General features: G+C 34.6%; 8 protein-coding genes. 7 read left to right on the plus strand and 1 reads right to left on the minus strand.

Annotation, left to right across the window (positions count from 1 at the left end):
* The first annotated feature begins 33 nt into the window (after positions 1-33).
* Genes G5B32_RS10360 through G5B32_RS10385 form a run of 6 tightly spaced genes read left to right on the plus strand, consistent with a single transcriptional unit; the run spans position 34 to position 10,628 of the window.
* Positions 34-3,078 carry a SusC/RagA family TonB-linked outer membrane protein gene (locus G5B32_RS10360; protein ID WP_165291468.1) on the plus strand — a complete coding sequence of 1,015 codons (3,045 nt, stop codon included), beginning with the start codon at positions 34-36 and terminating at the stop codon, positions 3,076-3,078.
* 11 nt (positions 3,079-3,089) lie between these two features.
* Complete coding sequence (locus G5B32_RS10365; RefSeq protein WP_206366874.1) at positions 3,090-4,694, plus strand: RagB/SusD family nutrient uptake outer membrane protein; 1,605 nt, start codon at positions 3,090-3,092, stop codon at positions 4,692-4,694.
* Positions 4,695-4,713: 19 nt separating this feature from the next.
* Positions 4,714-5,850 (plus strand): SusE domain-containing protein, encoded by a 1,137-nt coding sequence (locus G5B32_RS10370; RefSeq protein ID WP_206366875.1) that lies wholly within the window; start codon positions 4,714-4,716, stop codon positions 5,848-5,850.
* Between the two features lie 11 nt (positions 5,851-5,861).
* On the plus strand, positions 5,862-7,067 hold the full coding sequence (locus tag G5B32_RS10375; RefSeq protein WP_165291470.1) for a glycoside hydrolase family 76 protein: 1,206 nt from the start codon (positions 5,862-5,864) through the stop codon (positions 7,065-7,067).
* 4 nt (positions 7,068-7,071) lie between these two features.
* On the plus strand, positions 7,072-8,265 hold the full coding sequence (locus G5B32_RS10380; RefSeq protein WP_165291471.1) for a glycoside hydrolase family 76 protein: 1,194 nt from the start codon (positions 7,072-7,074) through the stop codon (positions 8,263-8,265).
* Positions 8,265-10,628, plus strand: a complete 2,364-nt coding sequence (locus tag G5B32_RS10385; RefSeq protein ID WP_165291472.1) for a GH92 family glycosyl hydrolase — start codon at positions 8,265-8,267, stop codon at positions 10,626-10,628. Before G5B32_RS10380 ends, G5B32_RS10385 begins: the two co-directional genes overlap by 1 nt.
* A gap of 306 nt (positions 10,629-10,934) precedes the next feature.
* Here G5B32_RS10385 and G5B32_RS10390 read toward each other — a convergent pair whose 3' ends face one another.
* On the minus strand, positions 10,935-11,321 hold the full coding sequence (locus tag G5B32_RS10390) for a YchJ family protein (protein ID WP_165291473.1): 387 nt from the start codon (positions 11,319-11,321) through the stop codon (positions 10,935-10,937).
* A gap of 130 nt (positions 11,322-11,451) precedes the next feature.
* Between G5B32_RS10390 and G5B32_RS10395 the strand changes: the two genes are divergently transcribed.
* Entirely contained in the window at positions 11,452-11,946 is a 495-nt protein-coding gene (locus G5B32_RS10395) for a lipocalin-like domain-containing protein (RefSeq protein WP_165291474.1), read from the plus strand.
* The last annotated feature ends 59 nt before the right edge of the window (positions 11,947-12,005 follow it).

The raw sequence follows: 12,005 nt of genomic DNA on the forward strand, positions 1-12,005 counted from the left end.
CTATTGAATTGTAAACAATAAAATTATGATCGAATGAAAGATTTGTTACCAATTAAACGAAACTGGTACAGAAATCCCAATCTCTGTACCTTCCAGAAAAATGTAAAATATTATATTGCATTTTGTATCACATTTCTGCTATTAAATTTGAATTTATCGGCTCAGACGGATTCTCATTTATTGCAAGGTGTAATTGTGAATAGTGTAAATGATCCGATAAGTGGTGCCACATTAAAAACATCAAATGGAATCACCACGGTGTCGGATATAAAAGGCAATTTTAGAATTGAACTTCCAAGTAGCAATTCCAGCATTACTATCACACACGTTAGCTATGACACAAAAGTTATTAATGTCAAAGGAGAAAAATTTTTACAAATAGTATTAGAATCTAACGAAAATACATTAGATGAGGTGGTAGTGGTTGGATATGGAACACAGAAAAAATCAAATGTCACTGGTGCAATATCTTCGGTAAATGTAAAGGAATTAGAGAATAAGCCAGTTATCAATGTGGTTGAAGCATTGCAAGGTACTACCCCAGGGTTAACTATTCAACAAAGCACCTCCCAGCCTGGTAGTCGTCCTGCAATCAATGTTAGGGGGATCAATACCTTAAATAATAATGATCCAATGGTAATTATTGATGGTATAATAGGAGATGTTCAGAATGTAAATATGTCTGATATCGAAAATATCTCTATACTAAAGGATGCGTCATCAGCTGCGATTTATGGATCCAGAGCAGCTAACGGGGTAATTTTGATTACGACGAAGCGAGGAAATAAAGATTCTTCTACCATTCGCTATAATTTTAACCTAGCCAGTCAAACTCCTACTTTTTTACCCAATATAGTAGAACCTTGGGTGTATGCTGAAATGAGAAATGAAGCATTATTTAATTCTGGACGTCCAGTTCAATTTAGTGCTGGCCAGATAATGGATTTTAAACAAAATTATCCGAATACAAATTGGATGAAAGAAATCTATAAAGAAAAATCACCACAATCAGCACATGATCTATCTATTTTAGGAGGAAATAACAAAACGACATACTTAATTTCTGGAGCTTATACACAACAAGAAAGTATGATGCAAGGTCCAGATTATGGATTGGATCGTGCTAATTTCAGATCCAATGTAGAAACGGAAGTAAGCGATAGATTCAAGATTAACCTATTAGCTTCTTATGCACGTAATACCATAAAGGATCATGCGTATTGGACAGAGTGGATTATTGAGCAAGCTACACGCATGCCATCTATCTACCCAATTGTCAATCCAGATGGTAGCTATAATTACCCTAGCGGGAGTAATTCTAATTCTTTAGCTAGGTTAGAAAAGGGAGGATTGCGTTCCACTGCAAATGATGATTTGTCTGGAATTGTAAATGCTGAGTTTAAAATCCTAGATGGCTTAACGTTGAAAGGAATGTTGGGAAGCCAATTGTATTATAATAGACTGAAAGAAAATAGATCCGCAATACCGGGTTCTGGAGATTCAGAAAATAGAAGTACAAATAGTTTTCAAAAGATCCAAAATATCACTTCAAATTTATTATTGAATTATGCCAAATCATGGGAAAATCATACGCTAAGTGCTTTAGGTGGTTTTAGTTATGAGGGAGGAACAGATAATCGCTTCGAAACATTCAGAATAAAGGATAGTGATGATTTTGATATCATGGGCGGATTACAAACAACGAATACAGGGAATCAAGAATGGCAATCGGAATGGTCTATATATTCATTTTTGATGCGTGTTAACTACGATTTTGCGAACAAATATATGTTCGAATTTAATATCAGAGATGACATATCATCTAAATTCAGAAAGGGGAACCGATCTGCATGGTTTCCTTCGATGTCTGCAGGATGGCGAATATCCGAAGAAAAATTTTATGCTGAAGGATTGAAAAATATCCTTCCATCTCTTAAATTGAGGTCATCTTGGGGTTTGGTTGGAAATAATCGTATAGCGGACTATCAGTATCAAGCTACAGTAAATGTAGTACAAGGTTATAATTTCGGAGATACTATGTTCCCAGTGTCATCTTTTGATGCAGTAAATCCAGATTTAAGATGGGAAACAACGAGTATGTTCAATATTGGTGCGGATATAGGATTATTAAACAACAGTCTTAATTTGACTGCTGAATATTATGTAAATGATACATATGATATATTAATCGCAATACCGGTTCCGAGTCTATACGGTGCAGGAGCACCGATTCAAAATGCAGGTAAGGTACAAAATAAAGGATGGGAGTTTTCTGCAAGGTATTTATTTAATACAGGAAATGTAAATCATACGGTATCAGCAAATATTTCGGATAGCAGAAACGAGGTTATTGATATAAAAGGAACAGAATGGATTAGTGGTTTCGATGTCAATACCATTGTTCGTGAGGGGTATCCAATTCATTCATACTATGCATATCGTGCAAATGGATTTTTTCAAAATGATGAAGAAGTAGCGAATGGTCCACATTTAAGTGGTGTTACACCTAAACCAGGAGATATTCGTTACATTGATAAAAATGGGGATGGTATTATTAAAGAAGATGATGATCGATTCATTTTAGGAAATAGATTTCCGAGAATATTATATGGCTTGAACTATGCGGCAAATTGGAAGGGATTAGATTTTTCTATGTTTTGGCAAGGAGTAGGACAAAGAAATGTTTGGATGCGTGGTGAGTCAGTAGAAGCGTTTCACAATAACAATGAAGGTCCTGTATTTGATTTCCATTTAGATCGTTGGACTCCTCTGAATCCGAATGCAACCTATCCTAGGTTGACAATTGGAGCTGAATCTGCAAATAATGCAACTAAATCTAGTTTTTGGATTGATAATGCTGCTTATTTGAGATTGAAAAATATTCAACTAGGTTATACACTTCCTACTATCTGGTCGAATAAGATATCTTTAAAATCACTGCGAATTTATTCGAGTGTCCAAAATGCATTCACTATTACTCAAATGAAAGGTGGTTGGGATCCTGAAGCATCCGATGGTTCAGGAAGAATTTACCCAGTCAATCGCACATTTTCTATGGGGTTAAATGTTAATTTTTAATTTTCTACATCATGAACAGAAAAAGGATATTTTACGCTATACTATCAATTGTGTCTGCTACCATGATATCATCATGCAACAAGTTGGATCTTACACCACATGATAGAACTACAGATGTTGAGTATTGGAATAATCCGGAATCAGCATTTTATATGGTAAACAAATGTTACCAAGGTTTGAATAATGCATATGAAGTACTATATGCAGATGCTATGACAGATAATGCGTATACTAAAGTCACAAATAGTTATAATCAATATATAGGCAACGGTACATATTCTACAGCTGATGGTTACGTGCATTCCGTTTGGTCTAGCAGATATAATGGTATCCATCAGTGTAATCAGTTGTTAAATAATATTGATTTAGTACCTGATTTAACGGAAGAGTTAAGAAACAGATATCGAGGTGAAGCTCTATTTATTAGAGCGTATCACTATTTCGAGCTGTATAGCAAATTTGGCGATATACCATACTTCACGAATCTGATATCGATTGAGGAGTCAAAAAATATAAGCCGAACTCCGAAAGCGACAGTTGTTAATAATGTTATAGAGGATTTAAACGAAATTATCAACAATAATTATTTACCAGCAAATTATGATGCACAAAATAAAGGAAGAGTCACACGTTGGGCGGCAATGAGTTTAAAAGCTCGCATACTTATGTTTGAAGGTGATGGTAGATATAATGAAGTATTAGATCTTACGAATAAAATCATCAATGAAGGGGGCTTTATACTGCATACGAATTACGAAAACATGTTCACTATCGAACATGAAAATAATAGTGAAGTTATACTTGACGTTCAATATAAATCAGTAGATAGAGAGCATCAAGTGCAGTATCATTTTTTGCCGCCATCGTTAGGTGGATATTCGCAATTGTCACCTCTTCAATCATTGGTTGATAATTACATTACACTAGACGGTTATGACATTGAGGATGCACCAAATTCAAGTTATAATCCTTCAAATCCATATGAAAATAGAGATCCTCGTTTAGCGGCTACCATTATGTATACTGGGAATTCTTATACACTTGAAGACGGATCTCAACATGTTGTAGACGGTAGGGAAGGGGCTGCGCCAGATGGATTTGGATATTCTTCGGACGCCTCTGCTACGGGTTATTATTTTAAAAAATATTGGGATAATAAGTATCGTTCAAATCTTAATTCTGGCTTAAATATTATATTAATACGTTATGCGGATATTTTATTAATGCATGCGGAGGCTTTAATAGAATCAGGAGGAATGAATGCTACTGAATGGAATAGAACGATTAGAGCTTTACGTGTAAGAGCTGGATTTACAGATACGAATGCACTTGAGTTTCCAAGTTCAGCTGATTTGCGCAAAATTATTAGACAGGAAAGAAGGAGTGAGTTAGCATTTGAGGGATTACGCCACAAAGATATTATACGTTGGAAAATTGCGGATCAAGTATTGAATGGGTGGGCTCATGGTATATTTACTGGTGATGCTGTAGGTACAGATAATGGTTTCGTACGTGTTGAAGAGAGGACTTTTGATGCAGCAAAACATTACCTATGGCCTATCCCACAATCGGAAAGAGATTTAAATAAGAATTTAACTCAAAATCCTCAATGGTAATTCTAACATGATTAAAATTATGAAAAACTTATTTATATGTATACTAGTAGTTTTTATGACAGCAGGTTGTGAGAAAAACTATGAATTGGGCACTGCATTTAATGTGCCATTGACATTAAATTCTCCAAATAAGGTTGTAATTGATGTGACGTCTTCTGAGCATATTGATTTGACATGGGAAGGTGGCGGCGCTGAGGACGGATCATATGTGCTTTACGAAGTTGAATTCTATAAAAAAGGTGGTAATATGAATGAACCAGTGGAAGTCATTCAGAGTGATTTGGGTGCACTTCCAAAACTGACTATTACGCATGCAATATTAAATGCTGTCGCTCGAAAGGCAGGAATAGCTCCGGGAGAAAGTGGGGTTGTTAGTTGGACTGTAACATCTTCCAAAGCGGGGGTAGTTAAAGCTTCTAAAGTATTTAGAGATATTGAAATAGTGAGAGGCGAAGGTATTGATAATATGCCCCAATCTCTTTATTTGCACGGTGAAGCTAATGAAAGTCAAGGAGCAACTGGTTCATTATTCCGTAAAGCAAAAGATGGCGTGTATGTCATATATACAAAAATTTCGGGTAATGGTGTGGTTTCATTAAAAGGGCAATCTGACGTAGAATCGTATGATTACATGATAGAAGATGGTAAATTAAAAGAAGGTGTAGGTTCATTAAATTTGACCCCAAATATTAACCCATATCGTATTACAGTAGATTTTAATACATTATCTGTAAAATCTGAAATTATTTCAAATGTTAGATGTATTTGGGGAGCAACATATGAGGTTATTGGTAATCTGGAATATATTGGCGAAGGAAAATTTTCTGCACCTAATAGGTTAATCCAATTTATTGACCCAAGTAATCCAGCTACTAATCCACCAAGTTGGTTATCTTGGATAGAGGAAAGGTATTATTTCATAGCATCAATTGATGGCGTAGACAAATGCTGGGGTAGAAATGATGGAATAAGTCCAGAACGTCCTACTGGAGGAGAAGCCTTGTCATTTTATGAAATTGGAGAGTATAATTGGAGCCAATGGGATCATCTATGGAAAATGAGTGGTAGTCTTAATATGAAGAGAGCGACCATATCTATCAATACAAATAAGGAAAATTTAATGGTCCATGAATTTACTAACATTACAAATCCTTAATATAAATTCTTATGGGAGTATTTAAGAGAATTTCAATCCTATTTTCGCTATTCATTTTGTATTCTTGCGATGATGGATCTGAAAGATTTGAAGAGCCTGGAGGGGGAAGTGTACTTCCTCCTATAGCGATAAATAGTGCCGAGCGTGCAATGGAAATCTTTGGTTTAATTAATCAATATTATAAAGCAGGAGATTTGTTCAAAGAAAATTATCCAGCTCAGCAAGGAGATGCGACATATTCATTCTTATGGCCGTATGACGCTGTGGTAAGCGGTGCAGCTCAGTTACATAAAATTGGTTATAATGTTAATTATAAACATGTTGTAAATGGGTTCGAAAAATACTATACACAAACCGCACACAATAATAATATAGGTGCATACGGTTCATCAACTAATGGTAATTTTGGTGGTGGCACTCGCTTTTATGATGACAATTCTATAGTTGGTATAAATCTTCTTGATGCGTATGAATTGACCAATGATCCAATATATTTAGAGCGAGCTGCTAGAATTATTCCCTTTCTTGAAAGTGGAGTCGATACCAAATTGGGAGGAGCTTTGTGGTGGAATGAAGATTATAGATACAATTCTGCTCAAACTGATGCAAATAAACCAACCTGTTCCAATGGTTATGCGACTTTATTCTTGCTTAAATATTATGAAGTATGTCCAGATTCTGAAAAAGAAAAAATCTTAGGTTTCGCAAAATCATTATACGCATGGTTGCGCGAAAATTTATATGACTCATCTTCGAAATGTTATTGGAATGATAAAAATGCAAATGGTACAATCAATACACGTTTATGGACTTATAATGCTGCTGTGATGATTCAGAATGGTATAAGATTGCATGATATCACAGGGGATAATGAGTATCTAAATCAGGCTAAAATTACTGCACAAGGAGCTTATGACTATTTTGTGAAAAATAGAAATGGTGTACTGTCTTATACAGATACTGATCCATGGTTCCATACCAAATTGCTGTTGGCGTATATTGATTTAAGTCCGTATGATCAAAAAGCGAAAACCTTTATAAACACCTATTATAACTTTATTAATCATGGTTATGAAAAGGCAAGAACAGAAATTGGGTTTTTCTATGAGGATTGGACTGGTGGAAATCGAGGACGATATTATTCATTATTAATGCAAGGAGCAGTAGTAGAAGCATATGGTGCTTTAGCTAATTATAGGGGTGATAAAATTAATTAGGAACATGAGAAATATTTTGTTATTCCTGCTTGTAATAATCTCAATTGGACTTTACGGCCAGAAACAAAACAATAATAATACTAATATAAAGCGAGGAGAGGAGCTCTTTAATATCGTTTGGGAGAAGTTTCGTGTGCCACAATATGGGCTTTTTGCTGAATATTACCCAAATTCTCATAAACCTAGTTTGACATATTTTCATCAACAGGATAAACAAGCTAAGGAGGTGTCCTTTTTATGGCCTATGAGTGGAGTGTTCTCATCTGTTAATATTCTTTTGGAAGTAGATAGTGCTAAATATCGACCTTATTTGGATTCTATGGTTTATGCTGTTGAGCTTTATTTAGACACTACACGATTTCCTAAAGGGTATCAAGCTTATCCATCACAATTTGAGAAAGTAGATCGGTACTATGATGATAATGGACTTGTTGGTATTGACTATGTAGATGCATATATGTTAACCAATAATGAAAAATATTTGACTAAAGCAAAAGAAGTTATGGCTTTTATAGAAAGTGGATGGTCAGATGATTTAGGTGGAGGCGCAACTTGGCTTGAGGGAGTAAGAGACCAAAAGCCAGCATGTACCAATGGTAAGGCCACTGTATTAGCATTGAAATTATATAATTCAACGCAAGATACACGGTATCTAAATTATGGATTGAAATCATACAATTGGATGATGTCCACTTTGCTTGACGATTCTTTACATATAATATGGAATTCTTTATTGACAAAAGATCAAATAACAAGTCAAGTTCAAAAGCATCCGTATACCTATAATACAGGAACTATGATTCAATCTGCAGTTCATTTATATAAAGTTACTAGTAATGAAAAATATCTTAGGGATGCTCAAAAGATGGCAGAAGGGGCTTATAATTTCTTTTTCGAACGATTAGATAATGGTATTCCACTGGTAAAAGATATTCCATGGTTTACAGTTGTGTTGTACAGAGGATTTGAAGATTTGTACCTAATCGATAAAGATCCGAAATATATTAATACCATCAGGGAATGTTTAGACTGGGCATGGGACCATGCAAGAGATGCAGAAGGCTTACCATATCGAGACTGGACTGGACGAAATAAAAACGAAAATAAAAATCCAAAATGGTTATTAGATGCATCATGCATGATAGAATTATATACAAGAGTTGGTATTTTAGAAAATCTAAATTTGAAAAGCAAATAATGAAAAAATTAAACGTATTCTTAACCTTATTAATCGTCCTATTACTAGCGCAAGCATGTACAAGTTCAAAAGAAAACAATTTCAAATTAAATGAATATGTAAATCCAAATATAGGAAGTGTGCATAGCAGATGGTTTTTCTACACCCCTGGTGCTGTACCGTTTGGAATGGCTAAACTCGGGCCGTCAACAAATGGATCATATGGAAATGCAAATGGATGGGAAGCTGTGGGATATGAAGATGGACACCAATCAATAGAAGGTTTTGCTTGTTTTCATGAATTCCAAATTGGAGGAGTAATGTTAATGCCAATAGTAGGTGAGTTAAAAACTAATCCAGGTTCATTAGACAAACCTGATGAGGGCTATAGATCGCCATTTAAAAAGGAAAATGAATATGCGACTTCTGGTTTTTATAAGGTAATGCTGGAGAAGTATAAAACCTCAGTTGAACTAACGGCTACGGATAGAGTAGGGTTTCAAAAATATATCTTTCCAAAATCAGATAGTTCATATGTATTATTTGACATAGGGAATAAATTGGGAGAAAGCGGTGAAGTTGTAGATGCTTATATAAAACAAGTTGATGAGACGACGATTGAAGGCTATGTCGTTACTAAGCCCGAGTATGTTAAGAAATATCAGCCTGAGGCAACTATAAAAATGTTTTTTTATACTAAAATTAATAAACCAGCTATAAGTGTAAATACGTTCTTTAGAGATAAAGCGATTACTAATGAAAGCAGTATACAAGGTGTTGGTGCATGTTTAGCAGTCAACTTCGAAACAGAAGAAAATGAAGAAGTCGTTGTCAAAATAGGTCAATCATATACCTCTATCGAGAATGCAAAAAACAACTATGAATATGAAGCACAAGATTTAAATTTCGAAGATGCCAAGGAGAAATCGTTAAATCGTTGGAATGAAATGCTAGGCCGATTAAAAGTTGAAGGTGGAGAATATAATGATCGAGTGAAGTTCTATACGGGATTATACCATGCGCTATTAGGCAGAGGACTAGTTAATGATGTAAACGGTGCTTACCCAAGGAATGATGGTGAAGTAGCATATATTAATTTAAAAAATAACAAGCCAGAGCATAATTATTACAACACGGATGCTATTTGGGGGGGATTTTGGAATTTAACACAATTGTGGGCTTTAGCATATCCAGAGTATTATTCAGATTGGGTAAAAAGTCAACTTTTAGTGTATCAAGAAACTGGTTGGCTAGGAGACGGAGTGGCTAATGGGAAATATGTATCAGGTGTTGGTACAAACTTCACAAGTTTGGCAATCGCATCAGCTTACAATGTAGGTATTAGAGATTTTGATTATAACTTAGGATATGAGGCATCATTTAAAAACGAAGTTCAAGGGCATAATAGACCAACTGGGGCTGGTAAATTGGATGTAGATGCTTTCGTAAAGAGAGGGTATTGTCCTTATATTCCTAGCGATGACTATTTTATTACTAAGCAGGATGAAGGATCTGTATTTGGAGCTTCTCATACCATGGAATATTCTTTTAGTAGTTACGCTGTTGCGCAATTTGCTAAACATTTAAATAAGGAAGATGATTATATTAAACTGTCTAAATTAGCATGTAATTGGGAAAACCTATTTGATGCTGAAACTGAGCTTATAAGACCTAAGTTATTGGATGGGTCTTTCTTAAAGGATTTTGATCCAATGGCTCCATGGACTGGCTTCCAAGAAGGCAATGCGATTCAATATACATTCTATGTACCTCACGATCCAAAGAAATTGATTGAGAAAGTAGGTTATGACGTGTTCAATACGCGTCTTGATAGTATATTTATTGTTTCTCAAAAAAATGTATTTGGAGGTGGTACCACAGTAGATGCTTTCGCTGGTATTCATGCTGCGTATAATCATGGAAATCAACCAAATCTTCATATTTCATGGTTATTTAATTACTCTGGAAAACCTTACCTTACACAAAAATGGGTTCGTGCAATATGTAATGAATTCTATGGTGTAGATGGTTTACACGGATATGGATATGGTCAAGATGAAGATCAAGGACAATTAGGAGCTTGGTATGTAATGGCTAGTATGGGATTGTTCGATGTGGGAGGTTTGTCGGCTATTAATCCTACACTCCAATTAGCAAGTCCACTATTTGACCGTATAGAAATTCAGTTAAACAAAAACTATTACAAAGGTGATAAATTTGTTATTAACGTTGAGAACAACGCTGCAAATAATATGTATTTAGAGTCTATCTCTTTAAATGGAAATTCACAAAACTCTATTGCAATCCCTTTTTCTGCAATTGTTGATGGAGGCAATGTTGCTTTGAAATTGAGTGATAAGCCTAATAATAACTTAGTATTGTAATATATAATGTTTTACCTGAATAAAATGAAAGCTAATCGATTAATCGATTAGCTTTTTTTATATAATATTTGATAACTAAATTGTCTTTCTAACTCAAACTTAGAAGTTTGAGGTTTTGTTAGGTAATTAATCTTCGATTACCACATAATCATCTCCATCATAAAGCCATTCTTCGGTATGAATTGGGACGATTTCCAAATTTGTGATTTCTAAATCTTTAATCATATTCAAAATTTTTATTAATCAAATATAGAAAGTGATTGTTAGCTTGACGTTATTTAGATGTTAAGTTTTGATTACCTGTTTTTAGCTTAAAATCTTTCCATCCACGTAAAACCAAACGTTTTGAACCTGTTTGAAATTTGACTTTTCGTGATGTATTTGAACATTCATGTTGCTGTCCAAATAATGTGCTTTGAAGTCTACAGTATTCGTGGTGGCTTTAATTACTTCCAATTGCAGCCATTTACTTTCTCTTGCCCAGGATTCAATGTCTTTTTTGTTTTGAAATCTACGCGTGCTAGGGTCAAAGGTATTATAAATAAAATCAATGTCATGAACGACAAAAGCAGCGTAACGAGCGCACATAAGTTGCTCTGCGGATTCAGCTTTTTTATAGTCTTGGTGTATGAGAGAACAGCATTCTTCATAAATTTTATTGCTACCACAGGGACATAATTGTTGTTGATTCATTGTCATAAAATTTCATGCAAACTTACATTTTCTTGTTCAAAAGCACATCCTGATATAAGAGTATATTTATAATAAAAATGTGACAAACTATTTTTACTAAAAATGCGTTCTACTATAAAAATCATACGATATGGCGTCATTGAAAAATGAAATTATTGGTTCTTGGAAGTTGCTATCTTACATAGAAATTCCAGTGGGGGGAGAGGAATATCTGTTTCCTTTGGGTAAGAATCCAAAAGGTATTTTAATATTCAGTCCAGATGGTTATATGTCGGTTCAAATTTCGGTCAAAAATCCTGTTAAATATAATACTGATGATAGATATTCCGTGACTGATGAATTGATAGCCTCGCGGGCTAAAGAATATATTGGTTTTACGGGAAAATATACGGTTGATAATGTGCTTTGTAATGTAATTTATCATATCGAAACTTCTTTAAATCCTAATTGGGAAGGATTAAAACAAGTTCGAAAAATGGATTTTGAAGCAGATATTTTATATCAGAAATCAGTAGAACCGATTATATCTAATGGACAAAAGGTACATGCATATATGACTTGGCAAAGGATTCAAAAAGAAATAGATGTAGAGCGAATAGGTGAGGAGTTAGAAGAGTCCTACTAAAAAAGAAAGGGTTGGTTTTAAACGAGGGCACTGAAAAAGTCCCCTTTTATATTGGGCCA

Source organism: Sphingobacterium sp. SGL-16 (genome assembly GCF_011043515.1).
GTDB lineage: Bacteria > Bacteroidota > Bacteroidia > Sphingobacteriales > Sphingobacteriaceae > Sphingobacterium > Sphingobacterium litopenaei.

Excerpts from the sequence above, each read along its gene's own strand:
- G5B32_RS10365 (WP_206366874.1), top strand. The coding sequence starts at position 3,090 with ATGAACAGAAAAAGGATATTTTACGCTATACTATCAATTGTGTCTGCT.
- G5B32_RS10375 (WP_165291470.1), top strand. The coding sequence starts at position 5,862 with ATGGGAGTATTTAAGAGAATTTCAATCCTATTTTCGCTATTCATTTTG.
- G5B32_RS10385 (WP_165291472.1), top strand. The coding sequence starts at position 8,265 with ATGAAAAAATTAAACGTATTCTTAACCTTATTAATCGTCCTATTACTA.
- G5B32_RS10370 (WP_206366875.1), top strand. The coding sequence starts at position 4,714 with ATGAAAAACTTATTTATATGTATACTAGTAGTTTTTATGACAGCAGGT.
- G5B32_RS10380 (WP_165291471.1), top strand. The coding sequence starts at position 7,072 with ATGAGAAATATTTTGTTATTCCTGCTTGTAATAATCTCAATTGGACTT.
- G5B32_RS10395 (WP_165291474.1), top strand. The coding sequence starts at position 11,452 with ATGGCGTCATTGAAAAATGAAATTATTGGTTCTTGGAAGTTGCTATCT.
- G5B32_RS10360 (WP_165291468.1), top strand. The coding sequence starts at position 34 with ATGAAAGATTTGTTACCAATTAAACGAAACTGGTACAGAAATCCCAAT.
- G5B32_RS10390 (WP_165291473.1), bottom strand. The coding sequence starts at position 11,321 with ATGAATCAACAACAATTATGTCCCTGTGGTAGCAATAAAATTTATGAA.